This window comes from Caldicellulosiruptor changbaiensis (assembly GCF_003999255.1).
Lineage (GTDB): Bacteria > Bacillota > Thermoanaerobacteria > Caldicellulosiruptorales > Caldicellulosiruptoraceae > Caldicellulosiruptor > Caldicellulosiruptor changbaiensis.
This window is the reverse complement of record NZ_CP034791.1, coordinates 947,698-966,420: the sequence shown is the minus strand read 5'-3', so window position 1 is coordinate 966,420 and position 18,723 is coordinate 947,698. Positions and strand designations below refer to the sequence as shown.

The window sequence follows — 18,723 nt, the reverse complement described above, 5'->3', positions numbered from 1 at the left end:
AATCATATACAGGTTTAGTACCACATAGCAAATTAACCTGTTGGTATATAAACTATATTATTTTGATAAGACAATGTATAAATTGTTATATCTATTAATATCCACCTTACTATCTTTGCCTAAATTTTACATTGGTAATTTTATTTTGTCAAACGCGTTTTTTACTTTTTTTAATCAATTTTTTAGCATTTTTCAGCTATAAGCTCTCTCTTTCTTTAAATATCTCTAAATCCCTTAAATTTTCTTACACTTCCATGTAAATAAAAAGCTGCCACCTCTCCGGTAGCAGCTTTCTAATTATTTTTAGGTCACTTTTAAATTATATCTCTCTTTATCCTCATCAAACTATTATACAAAAACGGCAGAAGGAAAAACGCAAGCAAAACAAGGCCTATCACAACACAGATGGAAACCTGCATTAATGTCAAAATCCCTGATGGCAGCATTGCCGCAAATGTGCCAGCTAAAATTATCACCGCTGATGTTACAACATGCCCAATGTTTGCTGAGGTAAGCTTTAGTGCTTCTGAAAGTTCTAACTCCCTATATTCGTAAAATCTTATCAGCAAAAATACACTGTAGTCTATACCCAAAGCTAAGAACACAACAAAGGTGAAAAATGGCACTGCCCAGTTGAGTGCTTCGTACTTGAATATACCTTTGAAAATCATCTCTGTTATAGAGAGTGCAAGGTAGTAGTCGGCAAAAACTATTATTACCATTATTGCAGCATTAAAGATTGACCTTGAAATTAGGAACATGAGAATAAAGATGCTTATTATCATTATTAGTCTCAAAGTCTTAAAATCTTTAAAATAAATGCTCTTCAAATCATGGTTTGAAGATGATATCCCACCAACTCCTACCGACACAAACTTTGTGTTTATAAACTCTAAAGAGTTATTTAAAACCTTTTCCACATTATCAACAATATCAATTGCCTTGTTTGTATACGGATTTGTGTCAAGAATCAAGATTATCTTTGTTATTGTTCTATCTTTGTTCATATATGAATCTAAAGCCTTTTTGAAGCTACTGCTTTTTATAGCCTCTGGTGGGACGTAAAAGATGTTTGTTGTTTTGTATCCTTCAAAATAACCCTTCATACTCTGCATAGAATTTGCCATCTTGTTAAGTGCATCAGAAATCTGTAAAAGAGCTGATTTTAAGCTTGTAAACCCTGTCTGAAGTTCATCAACTTTTTTTAGAATCTGTTCTTTTTGTTTGTCAAATTCCTGAAGTTTTGAATACATAAGGTTTACACCTGAGATTATTTGCTTTTGACCTTTGTCAATTTGATAGTAGCCACTTAGAACCTTCCCTTGAGCATCAGCAAGCTGTTTTGAAGCTGAAGCTATGCTATTAATAGAATTTGAAATAAGCTTCAGAGCTTTGTCAGCTTCATTTATCTGGGCTGAAATCTTTTCATATTCAGAAGAAAACTCTTTTAACTTTGGAGCAAACTTATTTGCTTCAGTTTCAATTTTTGATAAAATCTCAGATGCCATAATATAATTGATATCCTTTGAGATTTCCGGATACTTATTTGAAAGTGCTTTTAAATTGTTATAAGCAGTATTAATACCTGCCAATAAAAGTTCAATTTGATTTACATCAAACCCCTGTAATTCGCTTTTTACCTTATTTATTGACCTTGTATACTCAGAATAGAACTCTTTAAAGCCTTCAGATAGCTTGCTGCTTCCAATTGAAAGCTTATTAAGACCATCATATATCTTCTTAGAACCATTTAACCCCTGTTCAAATCCACTATTTAGTTTTTCCAAAGAAATTTTTAATTCATATACACCATTCTCAAGCTGTGAAATACCAGTTACAAGTTTTTGAACATCAAATTCTTTTGTTGACATACTTAAATTTTTGTTTATAGTCTCAATTGCATTGTTAACTTTCAAAAGACCATCTCTCAAACTATCAATACCTTTTATAACAGTATCCGCTTGGTTTGACAAAGTAAATTGTTTTATAATCTCCCCTTGTGGTCTTGTGACTGAATACACATCTTTTATACCATTTTGCTTACTCAATATTTCAGTTATTTTTTCAATGTCAGATAATGCGTCAGAAGTTGCTAAACTCTTATTAGATTTCAAATAAATGGTAACAGGAAATGTCTTACCACTGCTGAAGTTTTTTGAAATTATGTTAAATCCTTTCACGGATTTGTATTTTTCAGAAAGTTCGTTTAGTGTGTTAAATGATAAATCGCCTCTCACTGATAAGAGAAAAGGTATCAAGATTAAAATAACTGTTGTCAACACCACATAAGGATATTTAGTTGAAAGTCTTGCAGCAGCTTCCCAGAGTCTGCTATGGGTGTGCTGTATTTCTTTATTAAATGGCCAGAGAAGATTTTTACCAAAAATTTTGAGTACAGCAGGAACCAGTGTCAAAAGCACAAGTAAAAGCACAAGCACACTTACTGCAATTGCTGACATTGCCCTGAAAAAGTTAAAAGACGCTGCCGCAAAAGCCGCAAAACCTGTAAAAACCGCAAGACAGCTAAATACCACTGTTTTTCCTGCTGTTTTAAACGTTGTTATTATTGCATCATCAACATCTTTCCCATTTGCAAGCTCTTCTCTGAACCTTGAAATAATCAATAGATTATAATCCGTCCCAATTCCAAATAGGGATACAACTATAAATGTTCTTGTAAAAGTATTGATTGGAAAATTAAACTTATCTGCCAAATGTCCAACTATGCTAAGCGAAATTAAAAACGAAACACCAACTGTTAAAAGTGAAACAATTGGTGTGATAGGTGAGCGGAAAACAAGAACTAACACAACAATTATAAATACAATAGTGATGATATCTGTTTTTTTAACTCCATCTTCTGAAGCTTTTACAAAGTCTTGAGTAATTAAATCTCCACCTGTAAGATACACCTCTAAATCCTTTGGTTTTTGAACAGATTCTATAAACTTATAAATATCATTTCTTATTTCAATAACTTCTCTTCTTGACTTGTCTGTTTGAATACTTGCAAGGACAACCTTGTTGTTGCTTGATACGTAGTAGTTCTTTAACTCTGGATTCATAAAATGAGATGAAATATTTTCAATGTTGTATCTTTCTTTGCTATTGCCAAGTCCATAAATTATTTTCTTGATTGCTTCAATATCTTTATTCGAAAGACCATTTTTGTCATAAAATACAATTGCTATTGTTGAAAGCTTTTTATCCTTTGGTACTCCCTGATACTCTTTTTCTAACGCTGCTGCAACCTGAGAAGGATATTCATGACCAATTTTAGGTTCACCTTTGAGTCGCACTATTTTATTTATATCTGGCATAGTAACTACAAATATTACTGTTAAAATAGCCCATATAATAGTGCTCAGCCACGGACGCTTTAAAATTACTCTCACACACCTCACCTCTTTTAAAATTTTACACAGCCTATTTTAACATATGCACTGGCCAAACGTCAATGACTAAAAGTCAATTTAAAAATTAAATAAAAAGCTTTTGTGAAGGTCTTTGCCTTCACAAAAGCTTTATCTTTACAAACTTGAGTTTACCAACCTGCAAAAAATTACATCGCCAATCAATACTCTATTCCAGCTTCTTCAGCAAAACTTTTCAAAGACTCCTCAGTCTCTTTCCTCGACTTCTCCAGCATTATCTCATAATCCTTCTTCCACTGCTCAACATCTCCCCTGTCTATATCATTCCTTTTCGCATGTATCTTCCCCTCTTCAGTGTTAAAAAACCATTTCTCTTTTATCTTCCAGTCATATTGCACATTCAATAACTTCGGTCTAATGTCGAGTGTAAACTCTTTATATCTTTTCCACACTTCTCTCCAATTTTGTGGATTTTCCCTCAGTTCCTTCAACAAGCCCTCATACACCTTTATCGCTTCCATTGCAAGCTCTTCTCTACTTTTCCATTCAAGAATATACAACTCACTATATTTTTCTGGATGTTCTGCTATATCTTTAGAGGTTCTCTTCCAAGAATCAGAATAATAAAAATCAGCTAAAGCAGAACTTGAAACCAATATAATACCATACAGTTCTTTTATACGCTTATCAGTAAATCTGTCTGTAGGGTCACTGTATACTGCAGTATCAACATCTTCTTTTTGCTGATTCTCAGTTAAATTCTGGTTATCTTGATTGACATCTGTTATATTCCCCTCTCTCTCCGCCTGTTCTGATGCCAATACCACCTTCTGAGCTCCTGCATCAACACCTTTGCCTGTACCTGCCTTCCCTCTATATATCGCACAACCTATACCTGCACAACCAGCAAATATAAATGTGCATACCAACACCAATATAATCACTTTTCGCCTCATTTATATCTCCCCTCTCTTCTTCTTTTAACCTCTCTTGCTAATTTGAACTTATCCTATATAAGATTACCCAGTTCATGGGTAATGTGTCTTTATTTAAGTACTCGCGAAAACTCCTACCAGAATAGAAATACTCTGGTGTAGTGGAATGTTGTGCGTACAAAAGATCTGTTGCTGTCTTACTAACTATTACCTGTGAATGATAAGCTTCGCAGTTATCATATCGTACATGTTGAACAATATCCCCCTCTTTTAAAAACCCTAATACTACACTGCTATATCTCTCCAATGCATACCATACAGGATATATTCTCATCTGATACGCTCTGTTTCTTCCGGCACCATCTAAATTGCCCCAGTGCTGCCTAAAATAATTCGCACCCGTCCACGTTGTAGTTCGGTTTGTTGATGTCCGGTAAAACCAGTAGTTAACATTACCTTCTATCCCCGAAGATGTAGAATATATCATATCCATATACCCCGCAAACAGCACCTGTGAAGCAAAATTTGTGCAATCTCCTCCATAGTTCGCAAAATTAGCAAACGTAATACCCCTGCATGTATAACTATTCTTATACGTTGCATTGTCTATAGCATAATTCTTTGCTGCTGTCCTGTTGTAGCTCGTATTCGTATTACCCGAATTATATGATGACCTCATTAATTGAAGAGAATAATAATGAGAACCTGAATGTCCATACGCACTTGATACTAAAATATAATAATTCCCACTACTTGGAACTGTGTACTGAATAAATTCATTCTTACCTTTTGGATTCGTAGATGATGCTACTAAATTCTGTGATGAATTGTATAAATATATGTTGTAATCTACAAGCTCATGCGCATTAATAAAACTTATTGCTACTATGTCCCCTGCTCTAAAATAAATCTTAAAATAATCTTTGTCTTGCGATGGATTAGTAGATTGATATATTAATCCTTTTACAAAATCTCCAAAATTAATTGTATTTGCTGTTGAAAAGCTGTTGTTGTTCTCTTGTTCATATACCTCCCCTGCTTTTGCAATCTCATTATACCAAATTGTTAATGTAAATACAATTAAAAACATTAAAAATTTAGAGAAGCATTTTAAAACCCTTTTCATCAAATAAACACCCCTCTCACTCTTTTGTATTTTCAATTTGTGATTGTAAGTTAAAAAATTTTTCTTTGGCACAAAATTGAACTTTACATAACCAAACTCACCTCTTGAGTAATTTGTTTACTTTTACTTTAGCACAACAACAACAACAACAACAACAACAATATACAAACTGCCTAAATTTTAATTTTGGTATTTGTAAAACTATAATAAATTAAAATGCTCATTCTGTATATATTGCATATCTTAGAGTTATAAATATATGATTATACTTAAAATGATAAATCATCTGCAGTGGAAGCTATATAATTGGACTAAAAGGAGAATTTGATATAAAAATTTGAACCTACCATTAATTAAAATTGCCACTTATTTTAAATATCCTCAATTTCGGCTTTATAGCCTTACAAAAACAAAAAGCTTTTGCGAAGGTTTTACCTTCACAAAAGCTTTAGTTTTGGCTTTACAAATTTTGTCTTTTAGCTGTATGGCATCAAAGCTTTTAAATGTCAATTTCAAAATTTACACTCCAAAACAAATCATATATTTATTCTCCTCTTTTGCTTTTTTAATCTTCTTCAAAAGTTCCTTAAGACTTTGGTCTTCTTTTGTCCTCGGGTCACTTTCTACTACTTTCTCTAATTCAGGAAGAGACTCGGGCGGTATCAATGTGACTCCATTTACGTCTATACCATAAAACTCTTTATCAAAACCTCCTCCAACATAGGTTTTTACTCTCCTCAGCCCCATCTCCCACCAGTCCAATACAATATCACTATCCACATATATACAATCATACTTTTCAGGCTCATACTCACCATAATATTTGTTTCTATCTATCTCGTCAATAATACCAAATTCACACATTGTACCTTTGTACATTTATAAAAACACCTCCATAATGTAATAAATTAACACAACTTTATTATTTACCAAAACTAATTAAATCCCCGGTTGGAACTAAGTTCACGCATACTGCATCTAAATAATACCCATTGTATCTGAATCTGTACACATTAGGAGTTTTACCATCAACAAGTTTTTGTGGCGTTAATTTCAATTCAATAACTCTTTTCCTAAATTCATCAGCCTTTCTTACATACTCACATATATTTGATGCTGCTACTTCTTTACCGTGTGTTTTGAAATGATAATTTAAACACTCAGCTCTTGAACCAAAACTTCCTGGTCCCCATAGATTAAGTAAACTCTGGGGAATTTGACGACTTCCTGTTGATGTGGCACTTCCAAAAGTTTCTCCCCCATCTTTAGCATACCATGTTATTTTAATTTTTTCTTCACAAGTTAAAAGCGGAACTCCACTTACAGTGTATTTGTTCTTCCCAATCCCAACATTAGAAAATTGGAAGCTTTTCTTCATGTTCCCAGTATCTATAGTACCATATACCAAGTCTACTGAATCTATTCCTAAATTTGTTATATCGAAAATAATCGAATCTTCTGTTGCAACCCAATTTAATATTACATAATTTGGTAATGTATTTCCTAATATTTTCTCTTCGCCTTTATTAGTTTGAATTTCTCTAATTTCAGAACTGCTATCTGAACTACCTAAAATTACATTGCCATAGTTCTGGGTAATATTAATAACTTGTTGTGCTCTTAAATCATCTGCTACATTTGCTAAAGTTCCTGTACAAAAAACTCCTACTAATACAAGTATTACAGCTATCATACTTGTAAGTCTTAAGATGCCTTTTCTTATATCCCCAAATCTCCTTTCTATTTTTTACATTATAATTTCTTCTCTACCTACCTAACCAATAACAAAATCCTTATAACTTCTATAGGCTACAAAGGGCAAAAATAATAATTTTAATTACCACAGGCAACACTTTTTCTTTAGTTCAAATTAAAACTTTTTATAACAATGTCACCTCTTTAACTATTTATTTACTTTTACTATATCACAACAACAATAACAACAACAATATGTAAACTGTCTAAATTTTCCATTTAGAGTATTTTTAATTTTGTAGTAAAAATATCACCATTATCTTATTACAAAACAAAAAAGCTTTTGCGAAGGTTTTACCTTCACAAAAGCTTTAGTTTTGGCTTTACAAATTTTGTCTTTTAGCTGTATGGCATCAAAGCTTTTAAATGTCAATTTCAAAATTTACACTCCAAAACAAATCATATATTTATTCTCCTCTTTTGCTTTTTTAATCTTCTTCAAAAGTTCCTTAAGACTTTGGTCTTCTTTTGTCCTCGGGTCACTTTCTACTATTTTTTCAAATACAGAAAGTGATTCTGGTGGTATCAATGACACCCCATCTACGTCTATACCATAAAATTCCCTTTCAAAACCTACACCAATATACGTTTTTACCTGGTTTAATCCTACTTCCCACCAATCCAATACAATATCACAATCTATATATACGCAATCATATTTCTCCGGTTCATATTCATAATATTTCTTCCCCTGATCTATTTTGTCAATAATCCCAAATTCGCATGTATACATTCTCTAATAATGCCTCCATTTGGTAATACATAATAATTCATAATCCATATAAAAAATATTAATGGTTTTGATATTTGTATTATTCAGTTTTTTTTGATAATTAATTAAGGACTAGAATTTTTTTCGCCAAAACTAATTAAATCACCAGATGGAACATAGTTTACGCATACCACATGCAAATAATACATCCCGTATTCAAATCTGTATACATTTGGAGTTGCACCATCAACAGGTCTTACAGGCTTTAATTTTTGTTTAATAATATCCTGCCTTACTTTATCAGCCATTCTTACATACTCACATATATTTGATGCAGATACTTCTTTACCGTGTTTTTTGAAATGATGATTTAAACACTCAGTTCTTGAACCAAAACTTCCTGGTCCCCATAGATTAAGTAAACTCTGGGGAATTTGACGACTTCCTGTTGATGTGGCACTTCCAAAAGTTTCTCCCCCATCTTTAGCATACCATGTTATTTTAATTCTTTCTTCACAAATTAAAAGCGGAACTCCACTTACAGTGTATTTGTTCTTCCCAATCCCAACATTAGAAAATTGAAAGCTTTTCCTCGTGTTCCCAGTATCGACAGTACCATATACCAAGTCTACTGAATCTATTCCTAAATTTGTTATATCGAAAATAATTGTTATTGTCAATACCTTTTCCCCACTTTTGATAATATTTTTTCCCCACCTGTTTTAAAAAAAATTTAATTATCATTATTTAACTAATTTGACTCATTCTTGGAATCATCTGTTAAAGCTTTGATAGCACCCTCCCTTTGCTTCATCCTATAACTTTCACCTTTGATAACCACAAAATGACAGTGATGTACAAATCTATCTAAAATCGCTGTCGCTAAAACTGGATCATAAAATATCCTCGGCCACTCTTCAAATACTTTGTTTGTGGTTATTATTATCGATCCTCTCTCATATCTCTTTGATATTATCTCATAAAAATCATCTACACTGCTTTGATTAAATTTCCTTAAGCCCAGCTCATCTATTATTAACAAATCCACATTAACATAGTTTTTTAGCTTTTGTTGATACGAATTATCCGCTCTTGAAATATACAACTCTTCTAACATCTCATTTGCTGTGGTAAACAAAACTCTATATCCAAGTGCTACAGCTTTAAGTCCTATCGCTATTGCAAGATGTGTCTTCCCTGTCCCTGGCGGTCCTATGAAGGCCACATTCTCTTTCTTGCGGACAAATTCACAGGTCGCCAAATTGTATATAAACCTCTTATTTATTGAAGGCTGATAATTAAAATTATATTCTTCTAATGTCTTGTGCCATGGAAACCTCGCTTTGCTTATCCTCTTTTGATTACTGTTTATTCTCCTGTTACTCACTTCATCATTTATCAATATCTCAAAAAACTCTTGATACGAAAAATTATTCTTAATAGCTTCTTCTACTCTTAAATCAAAACTTTTTATTATCCCGGATAATTTCAAATCCTTTAGCTTCCCCAACAAAAGATCATTCATATTTGCAATTCCCCTATCTCAAGCAATTTGTTATATTCCCTGATATCCCTGTAAAGCTCTGTTCTTTCCTCATTAACATAGCTCTCGTCTTCATACTCAGGTAAATCGCTTATCCCTTTTTCACATATGTTCTTGACAACTTTGTAGCTTAGCCCTCCAAATTTTAAAGCCCTCTTACACGCATTGTCTACTGTCTCAGCTCCATATCTTTCTTTTAGTGCTATTATCCCACTTATGCTCCTGTAATCATATTTTTTAAATCCTTCCCGTTTAATAAATTCCTCAAAAAACTCCAACGCCCAATTACCAATCTCTGCCATTTTATCCCTCTGTCTTGACATTATATCCTCAATTGTTATATTCTTAGACGAGGGATAGTGTTCTTTGTTGGTTACGTATTTGCCCTTCTCATTGTTTTTGACAATCTGATGAAGGGCTATTTCTTTACCTTCAAAGAACACCCTCAAAAAACTGCCTATCTCAACTACTTCTACTTCACGTCCTGCATACTCATATGGCACTGAATAGTAGTTCCCTTTGTATATGAGATGACAGTTAGTAGCTACTTTGTGAATTGAACTTCTTGATATGTAATATTCCTCAATAGGAAGAGCTATTAACTTTTCCTTCTCTTCTGAGATGAAAACTTCTTTGGGAACTTTCTTGGTTGTGCCATGTACTCTCACATTTGCTACATTATCAAGCCAGTTTTTTAAATGTTCCCTCGCCTCATCAATATCTTTAAATTCTTCTCCAGAAAAACAGTTTTGCTTAACATACTTAATTGCTGATTCTACTTTGCCTTTATCAGTCGGTGTATACACCCTGCATGGCTGAGGTAAAAATCCATAGTGGCTCGCAAAACTTGCATAATCTTTTTGTATTTGCGCCTCATAAAAATCAACGCTCAATACACCTGCTTTTAAGTTGTCTATCTTCACAACTTCTACTACTCCTCCAAAATACTTGAATGCGTTCTTATGACACTGGATAAATGTTTCAACTGTTTGGTCGAATACTATCTCTGCATACATATATCTTGAATAGCTTAAAACCATTGTAAATACCCATGCTTTTTTGAATTTTCCATCAACTTTTATCTTACCTATATATCCAAAATCAACTTGTGCTTCTTCTGCAGGCAGTGTTGTTAAAACCATGTACACCTTTGAATTTGCTATCTTTTGTTTTAACTTTTGGACATATCTTCTTACATTAGAATAGCTTCCTTCAAAATCAAATTCCGCTTGCAAGTCTTGATGTATCTTCTTTGCTGAGTGTCCTTTATTAACCTTTGCCTCAATAAACTCCCTGTAATTATCTAATACAGAACCTTTTGATTTCCTCTCGACTTCTCCCTTCTGTTCAATGTCATGGATTACTTTTCTAACAGTTTTTCTATCCACGTCTAACAATCTTGCTATTTGACTTTTGTTGTATCCCCGTTTGAAAAGTGTGTAGATTGTTGTATGCATTGCAACCCCCAACATTTTCTTGTTATCTTCTCCTTCTGTAGTTTTTCCATACTTTCCATTCTACACTACAGAAGGCTTCTTTTTAAGTGGCAGGTGGGGAATTTTTAGTGTCATTTCTGATGATTTTATTTTATCATTAACAAATAATTGAATCTTCTGTTGCAATCCAATTTAATATAACATAATTTGGTAATGTGTTTCCTAATATTTTCTCTTCGCCTTTATTAGTTTGAATTTCTCTAATTTCAGAACTGCTATCTGAACTACCTAAAATTTCATTGCCATAGTTCTGGGTAATATTAGTAACTTGTTGTGCTCTTAAATCATCTGCTACATTTGCTAAAGTTCCTGTACAAAAAACTCCTACTAATACAAGTATTACAGCTATCATACTTGTAAGTCTTAAGATGCCTTTTCTTATATCCCCAAATCTCCTTTCTATTTTTTACATTATAATTTCTTCTCTACCTACCTAACCAATAACAAAATCCTTATAACTTCTATAGGTTACAAAGGGCAAAAATAATAATTTTAATTACCACAGGCAACACTTTTTCTTTAGTTCAAATTAAAAGTTTTTATAATAATGTCACCTCTTTAACTATTTATTTACTTTTACTATATCACAACAACAATAACAATAACAATAACATTAACAATATGTAAACTGTCTAAATTTTCTATTTAGAGTATTTTTAATTTTGTAGTAAAAATATCACCATTATCTTATTACAAAACAAAAAAGCTTTTGCGAAGGTTTTACCTTCACAAAAGCTTTGGCTTTACAAATTTTGCCTTTTAGCTGTATAGCATCAAAGCTTTTAAATGTCAATTTCAAAACTTACACTCCATAACAAATCATATATTTATTCTCCTCTTTTGCTTTTTTAATCTTCTCCAAAAGTTCCTTAAGACTTTGGTCTTCTTTTGTCCTCGGGTCACTTTCTACTACTTTTTCAAATACATGAAGCGACTCTGGCGGTATCAATGACACTCCATTTACGTCTAAACCATAAAATGACTTTTCAAACCCTCCACCAATATACGTTTTCATTTGTTTCAATCCTTCTTCACACCAATCTAATACAATGTCACAATTTACATATACGCAATCATATTTCTCAGGTTCATACTCACAATAATCTTTGTTTTTATCTATTACATCAATAATCCCAAATTCACATCTATCCCCTTTAAACATTTCCTTAATAATACCTCCTGTTTATATTTTATAATTATTAATATCAAAATATTAAGAGTTTTAATATTTGTACTATTTAGTTTTCTTTTTGATAATTAAGGTAACGATAGTTTTTGCCAAAACTAATTAAATCACCAGATGGAACATAGTTCACACATACCGCATGCAAATAATATATTCCGTATTCAAATCTGTATACATTTGGAGTTTCACCATCAACAGGCTTTACTGGCTTTAATTTTTGTTTAATAATATCCTGCCTTACTTTATCAGCCATTCTTACATACTCACATATATTTGATGCAGATACTTCTCGACCATGTTGCCCGAAATGATAATCTAAACACTTCGTTCTTGAACCAAAACTTCCTTGTCCCCATAGATTAAGTAAACTCTGGGGAATTTGACGACTTCCTGTTGATGTGGCACTTCCAAAAGTTTCTCCCCCATCTTTAGCATACCATGTTATTTTAATTTTTTCTTCACAAGTTAAAAGCGGAACTCCACTTACAGTGTATTTGTTCTTCCCAATCCCAACATTAGAAAATTGAAAGCTTTTCTTCATGTTCCCAGTATCGATAGTACCATATACCAAGTCTACTGAATCTATTCCTAAATTTGTTATATCGAAAATAATTGAATCTTCAGTTGCAACCCAATTTAATATAACATAATTTGGTAATGTGTTTCCTAATATTTTCTCTTCGCCTTTATTAGTTTGAATTTCTCTAATTTCAGAACTGCTATCTGAACTACCTAAAATTTCATTGCCATAGTTCTGGGTAATATTAGTAACTTGTTGTGCTCTTAAATCATCTGCTACATTTGCTAAAGTTCCTGTACAAAAAACTCCTACTAATACAAGTATTACAGCTATCATACTTGTAAGTCTTAAGATGCCTTTTCTCATATCCCCAAATCTCCTTTCTATTTTTTACATTATAATTTCTTCTCTACCTACCTAACCAATAACAAAATCCTTATAACTTCTATAGGCTACAAAGGGCAAAAATAATAATTTTAATTACCACAGGCAACACTTTTTCTTTAGTTCAAATTAAAACTTTTTATAACAATGTCACCTCTTTAACTATTTATTTACTTTTACTATATCACAACAACAATAACAACAACAATATGCAAACTGCCCAAATTTTTATTTAGAGTGCTTGTAATATTGCAACAAAAATACAACCATTGTTTTATGCAAAATAAAAAAGCTTTTGCAAAGGAAAAACCTTTACAAAAGCTTTACTTTTACAAATTTTAGCTTGCCTACCTGCAAAACATCGCCGTTTTGAAGTTCAATGTCAAGTTCATTTACCTTCTCACCGTTGAGTTTAACAGCACCGCTTTTTATAAGCCTCATTCCCTCGCTTGTAGAGGAGCAAAGTTTATTTTCTACCATAAACCTTGGCAGGTAAACCTTGGGACTCACAAGCTCAACCTCTGGAATGTTATCTGGTATGTCTTTTTTCTGGAACACTTTTATAAATTCTTCTTCAGCCTTCTTTGCAGCCTCTTCGCCATGGTATAGCTTTACTATCTCTCTTGCAAGTCTCATCTTTGCATCTCTTGGATGCAAAGTCCCTTCTTCAAGCTTTCTTTTCATCTCTTCAATCTCTTCAGGCTCTAAATCGGTTGTTAGTTCATAGTACGAAATCATAATCTCATCAGGGATTGACATTACCTTTCCATACATTATATTTGGCGGTTCATTTATTCCAATATAGTTTCCAAGGCTCTTGCTCATCTTGTTAACACCATCTGTACCAACCAAAATTGGCATCAAAAGAGCAACCTGGATTGTTTTGCATCCATACTCCTTTTGCAGCGTCCTTCCCATAAGAATATTGAATTTCTGTTCTGTTGCACCAAGCTCAACGTCAGCTTCAATCACAACAGAGTCATAACCTTGCATAAGCGGGTAGAAGAACTCATGTATAGAAAGTGGCAAGTTCTTCTCCATTCGCTGGCGGAAAGTTTCTCGCTCAAGCATTCTTGCAACTGTGTACTTTGATGCCAGGTTTATAACATCTAAAAAATTCATAGGCTCAAGCCATTCGCTGTTGTATCTAATTGTAGTCTTTTGCGGGTCAAGAATCTTTAAAACCTGCTGCTTGAATGGCTCTGCATTTTTTTGGACCTCTTCTTTTGTAAGCTGTTTCCTCGTCTCAGATTTCCCTGTCGGGTCACCAATCATTGCTGTAAAATCACCAATTATCAAGATTATGTTGTGCCCCAAATCCTGAAGCTGTTTGAGTTTCCTTAAAACAACAGCATGCCCAAGATGCACATCTGGCACGTTTGGGTCAAGGCCAAGTTTTATGTTTAAGGGTCTGTCCTGCTTTAGCTTTTCAATGAGCTCTTCTTCAGTAATTATCTCAGCTGCGCCTTTTTTGAAAACTTTAAGCTGGTGTTCTATGTCCATCTGCCACATCTTCTCCTTTCTATGTTTTTATATTCCAAGTCTTTCCTTTACCATCTTCACAAGCCAGTTTGCTTCTTCAACTTTAAAAAGATAAATCAATCCTGCATAAATTGCCATACCAAGTACAATAGCTATTAAAGTGTAAAGAGAAAAAGGAGCAAAGTGCATATTTAAGTTTATAAACCTTTGCTTAAAAAGATATACAAAAATGCCCATTATTAAGCTTGCAATGAGCGATTTTACAAGCACACTTGCGATCCTCTTCCAACCAATTGACCCAAGCTTTTTGCGAAGAGAGATAAACAAAAGTACTGTTGCTATATAGTTTGCAGAAGCAAAGGCCATTGCCGCACCTGTGTGCTTGAATTTATGTATAAAAATTATGTCAAGAATGATATTACAAACTATTGCAATAACACCATTTTTTACTGCTGTTTTTGAATCTTTTAGAACATACAATGTTCTGTTCAAAATATCTCTCAAACCTAAACCCACAAACCCCAAAGAGTAAAACATGAGTGGTGATGCTGTGAGCATAGTAGAATAAACTGTAAAATTTCCTCTCTGGTAAATTAGCCTTGTTATCTCTTTTGAGAGTATCATGCCACCTACTGCAAATGGCATCATAAGAAGAATAATTGAGTTTACTGAAGATACAAAAAATTTTCTGAAATTTTCTTTATCACCCTTTGCTTGAAGGTTTGAAAGTGTTGAAAATGCTAAAACCGAGATAGATGAAGAAAAAACACCAACTACCATGTCATTGAGCTTCCCAGCATATGCAACCGCAGCAACAGCACCACTGCTCGTTCCTGTCAAAAGATACCTATCAATAAACGTGTAAATCTGTGCCATGCTGCTGCTGATAAAAACAGGAAAAGAAAATTTTATCATGTTTATAATATTTCTATCCTTCAATCCAACCACAGGATAGAATTTAAATCCGTATTTTTTGGCATTGTATAGCTGATAGACAAGGCTCAAAAAATACCCAAAGACAAAACCAACTGCAACAATGTATATGTCTATCTTCTTAAAATACCCAAAATATGATAAAAATATAGCAACAAAGATTGCAAAATTAAACGGAATGCTTGACAAAACTGGTTTTATAAAATTGCCATTTGCCTGAAGAAATCCTTGCAAAATGTTTGCAGAACTTGTAAACAGTATCATGAATATGGTTATTTTAAGTAACCTTGATGCATAAAATATCTGCTCGCTTTTACTTGCATTTACCTGAAGTAAAATCAGCTGTTTTGAGAAGATAAAACCTAAAATTGCTACAATGCTCGATGCAAGAAGTAATGTATTTATTACGCTGTTTGTAAACCTTACTCCTTCATCTTCACCTTTTTTCTCTCTAATCTCAGTGTAAAAAGGAATAAAAGAAGTTGAAAATGCAGCAAATACAGAAGCAAAGAGTATATTCGGAAGCTGCAAGGCCAAAGGAAAAGCATCTGCTTTTATACTGGTGCCAAACCTTGCACCAAACGCTACCTCTCTAATAAATCCTATTAGCTTTGTAAAGACTGTTACAGCAAAAAGTTGCAATGCTATCTTTGTTGCTTTCTTGAACTGCAATTTATGTTCCTTCCTTTCATATTCAAAAAGGTTTCAAAAAAGGTTTTATCATATGCTTTCTTTTAAAACCTTCTCAATACTCTTAATCTCTTTAACTAATGACTCTTCATCAATTGTTAAAAGCTTTCCATCCATGTATAAAATCTCACCGTCAACAATTGTAGCATAAACATTTGAAGGATTGCTACTATAAACGATGTTTGAAATAGGATTGTAGCAAGGAAGCATATTTAAATCATTTGCTTTTATCAATACAATATCAGCTCTAAAACCCTTTTTTAGTCTGCCTGTGTTGTGAATATCTGCTGCCATCGCAGCATTTACAGTTGTCATTTTCAAAACCTCTTCCGCCTTTAATATCTCTGCAAGCCTATACATTCCCTTTTCCAAAAGTGCTGCAATGTGAATCTCTTCTAAGATGTTGAGGTTGTTGTTGCTTGCTGCAGAATCTGTGCCAATTGCAACATTAACACCTGATTTAATCAAATTAAAAACTGGAGCAAATCCATTGCCAAGCTTTAGATTGCTTGTTGGATTGTAAACAGCTGTGACACCATTTTCAGCTAAAATCTCAATGTCCTCGTCATCAACATACACACAGTGTGCTGCAATACATGGTCTTGTAAAAAGCCCAGCTTTTTGGCATAGCTTCACAGGCGACATATCGTATTTTTCATAACACTGGTTTACCTCATCTTCAGATTCGCTTAAGTGTATCATTATCCCAGTGTTAAATTCTTCTGATAGCTCAGCAACTTTTTCAAGCAGCTCATATGAGCAGGTATACACAGAATGAGGTCCAAAGAAGACCTTTATCTTGTCGCTTGAATAATTATAAATCAATTCTTTTGTCTCATCAAGTCGCTGCTGCTGTCTTTCATCTGTTTGAAGTCCTCTTGACAAAACAGCCTTGATTCCAGTTTCAAGAGCTGCTTTTGCTGTCATATCTTCATGAAAGTACATGTCAAAAAACATTGTTGTTCCACATTTTAGCATCTCAGCAATACCAAGCAAAGAGGAATAGTAAACTATCTCTTTTGTTAATTTCTCCTCAGCAGGAAAAATCTTTTCAAAAAGCCACTCATAAAGAGGAAGGTCGTCTGCATACGACCTCAAAATGGTTTGACCACAGTGAGTATGTGCATTTATAAATCCGGGCAGAGCAATGAGATTTTCTGCATTTATAACCTTGGTAGCAAACATCTTCTCTTTTGATAGTTCTATACCTTGTGAAATCTCTGAAATCTTGCCATTCTCAATCAAGATATCTCCTTTTAAAACTTCATTCTCTCCATCAAGAGTTATTATAGTTGCACCTTTTATTAATAAGTCCATTATCTACACTTCCCAACTATTAAGATATTTTTCCTGCTCGCTTGTGAGCCTATCTATTTCAATTCCAAGCGATTTAAGTTTAGCCATCGCTACATAAGAATCAATTTCGCTTGGCACCTGATAGACTTTTTTATCCAAATTCTTGTAATTTTGCGCAACATAAATGGTACAAAGTGCCTGAATGGCAAATGACATATCCATAATCTCTATTGGATGGCCATCTGCTGCTGCAAGGTTGACAAGCCTGCCTTCTGCAAGTACAAATACATCTTTGCCATTTTCAAGCTTGTAACCTGTGATATTCTTCCTTGCTTCATAAATTTTTATAGCTTTTTTCTCAAGCGTTTCTATGTCAATTTCAACGTTAAAGTGTCCGCTATTACTCAAAATTGCTCCATCTTTCATATTCAAAATGTGCTCATATCTTATAACATCCTTGCATCCTGTTGCAGTGACAAATATATCACCTATCTTTGCAGCATCTTCCATCTTCATTACCTCAAACCCGTCCATATACGCCTCTAAAGCCTTTATAGGGTCAACCTCTGTCACTATTACCTTCGCGCCAAGACCTTGAGCCCTTTTTGCAATGCCTTTGCCACAAAAACCATACCCTGCAACAACAACATACTTTCCTGCAACTGTGATGTTAGTTGTCCTTATAATCCCATCCCATGTTGACTGACCTGTACCGTACCTGTTGTCAAAAAGGTGTTTGCAGTATGCATTATTGACTGCAATCATAGGGAATTTAAGCTTTCCATCCTTTTCTAATGCTTTTAGTCTTATTATACCTGTTGTTGTTTCCTCACATCCGCCCATTATCTTATCAGAGAGGTTTTCAAGTTTTGTGTGAAGAAGGTATGTCAAATCACCACCGTCGTCTATTATCAGCCTAATATCATTTTCAAGCGTCTTTTCAAGATGGTAAAAGTATTCTTCTTCAGTTGCGCCTCTTATTGCAAAGACTTCAATACCCTCATGCACAAGCGCTGCTGCAATATCGTCTTGTGTTGACAAAGGGTTTGAGCCTGTCACATACACATTTGCTCCAAGGTCTTTCAAAAGCAGTGCCAAATTTGCCGTTTTTGCCTCAAGATGAACCGAGATTGCCACATTTATACCGTTTAAAGGTTTTTTATTAATATAATCTTTTCTTATCTGTTCAAGTATAGGCATAAACCTCTTTGCCCACAGAATCTTCCTCAGCCCTTCTTCCCATAGACAATGGTCTTTTATGATTGCCAACAACACCACATCCTTTTTTAGT

The 18,723-nt window shown here is 33.7% G+C and carries 16 protein-coding genes; all 16 read right to left on the bottom strand.

What is annotated here, in order from left to right:
- Window positions 1-314: 314 nt before the first annotated feature.
- The 16 genes from ELD05_RS04440 to ELD05_RS04365 all read right to left on the bottom strand — a co-directional run bounded on the left by ELD05_RS04440 (window position 315) and on the right by ELD05_RS04365 (window position 18,707).
- Entirely contained in the window at window positions 315-3,395 is a 3,081-nt protein-coding gene (locus ELD05_RS04440) for an MMPL family transporter (RefSeq protein WP_127351521.1), read from the bottom strand.
- A gap of 179 nt (window positions 3,396-3,574) precedes the next feature.
- Window positions 3,575-4,330 carry a hypothetical protein gene (locus ELD05_RS04435; protein WP_013430701.1) on the bottom strand — a complete coding sequence of 252 codons (756 nt, stop codon included), beginning with the start codon at window positions 4,328-4,330 and terminating at the stop codon, window positions 3,575-3,577.
- A 37-nt stretch (window positions 4,331-4,367) separates the two neighbouring features.
- Window positions 4,368-5,435: an amidase domain-containing protein gene (locus tag ELD05_RS04430; protein WP_013430702.1), complete on the bottom strand. Its 1,068-nt coding sequence runs from the start codon at window positions 5,433-5,435 to the stop codon at window positions 4,368-4,370.
- A gap of 519 nt (window positions 5,436-5,954) precedes the next feature.
- Window positions 5,955-6,314 carry a hypothetical protein gene (locus ELD05_RS04425; RefSeq protein ID WP_013430703.1) on the bottom strand — a complete coding sequence of 120 codons (360 nt, stop codon included), beginning with the start codon at window positions 6,312-6,314 and terminating at the stop codon, window positions 5,955-5,957.
- Between the two features lie 43 nt (window positions 6,315-6,357).
- Window positions 6,358-7,128: a hypothetical protein gene (locus ELD05_RS04420; RefSeq protein ID WP_241243613.1), complete on the bottom strand. Its 771-nt coding sequence runs from the start codon at window positions 7,126-7,128 to the stop codon at window positions 6,358-6,360.
- Between the two features lie 444 nt (window positions 7,129-7,572).
- Window positions 7,573-7,923, bottom strand: coding sequence for a hypothetical protein (locus ELD05_RS04415; protein WP_127351520.1), 351 nt, complete (start codon window positions 7,921-7,923; stop codon window positions 7,573-7,575).
- 104 nt (window positions 7,924-8,027) lie between these two features.
- Window positions 8,028-8,582: a hypothetical protein gene (locus ELD05_RS04410; protein ID WP_241243612.1), complete on the bottom strand. Its 555-nt coding sequence runs from the start codon at window positions 8,580-8,582 to the stop codon at window positions 8,028-8,030.
- Between the two features lie 71 nt (window positions 8,583-8,653).
- Complete coding sequence (istB, locus tag ELD05_RS04405) at window positions 8,654-9,427, bottom strand: IS21-like element ISCsa9 family helper ATPase IstB (RefSeq protein WP_127351519.1); 774 nt, start codon at window positions 9,425-9,427, stop codon at window positions 8,654-8,656.
- Window positions 9,424-10,902 carry an IS21 family transposase gene (istA, locus tag ELD05_RS04400; protein ID WP_127352923.1) on the bottom strand — a complete coding sequence of 493 codons (1,479 nt, stop codon included), beginning with the start codon at window positions 10,900-10,902 and terminating at the stop codon, window positions 9,424-9,426. Before istA ends, istB begins: the two co-directional genes overlap by 4 nt.
- Window positions 10,903-11,038: 136 nt before the next feature.
- Window positions 11,039-11,293, bottom strand: coding sequence for a hypothetical protein (locus tag ELD05_RS04395; protein WP_241243611.1), 255 nt, complete (start codon window positions 11,291-11,293; stop codon window positions 11,039-11,041).
- A gap of 450 nt (window positions 11,294-11,743) precedes the next feature.
- The gene (locus tag ELD05_RS04390) at window positions 11,744-12,103 is read right to left on the bottom strand and encodes a hypothetical protein (protein WP_127351518.1); all 360 of its coding nucleotides are present in this window, start codon (window positions 12,101-12,103) and stop codon (window positions 11,744-11,746) included.
- Between the two features lie 76 nt (window positions 12,104-12,179).
- Window positions 12,180-13,013: a hypothetical protein gene (locus ELD05_RS04385; protein ID WP_127351517.1), complete on the bottom strand. Its 834-nt coding sequence runs from the start codon at window positions 13,011-13,013 to the stop codon at window positions 12,180-12,182.
- Window positions 13,014-13,343: 330 nt separating this feature from the next.
- Window positions 13,344-14,534 (bottom strand): tyrosine--tRNA ligase, encoded by a 1,191-nt coding sequence (gene tyrS, locus ELD05_RS04380; RefSeq protein ID WP_127351516.1) that lies wholly within the window; start codon window positions 14,532-14,534, stop codon window positions 13,344-13,346.
- A 27-nt stretch (window positions 14,535-14,561) separates the two neighbouring features.
- Window positions 14,562-16,118 carry a murein biosynthesis integral membrane protein MurJ gene (gene murJ / locus ELD05_RS04375; RefSeq protein ID WP_127351515.1) on the bottom strand — a complete coding sequence of 519 codons (1,557 nt, stop codon included), beginning with the start codon at window positions 16,116-16,118 and terminating at the stop codon, window positions 14,562-14,564.
- 48 nt (window positions 16,119-16,166) lie between these two features.
- Window positions 16,167-17,453 carry an amidohydrolase gene (locus ELD05_RS04370; RefSeq protein ID WP_127351514.1) on the bottom strand — a complete coding sequence of 429 codons (1,287 nt, stop codon included), beginning with the start codon at window positions 17,451-17,453 and terminating at the stop codon, window positions 16,167-16,169.
- Window positions 17,454-17,456: 3 nt separating this feature from the next.
- Window positions 17,457-18,707, bottom strand: coding sequence for an adenosylhomocysteinase (locus ELD05_RS04365; protein ID WP_127351513.1), 1,251 nt, complete (start codon window positions 18,705-18,707; stop codon window positions 17,457-17,459).
- Between the last annotated feature and the right edge of the window lie 16 nt (window positions 18,708-18,723).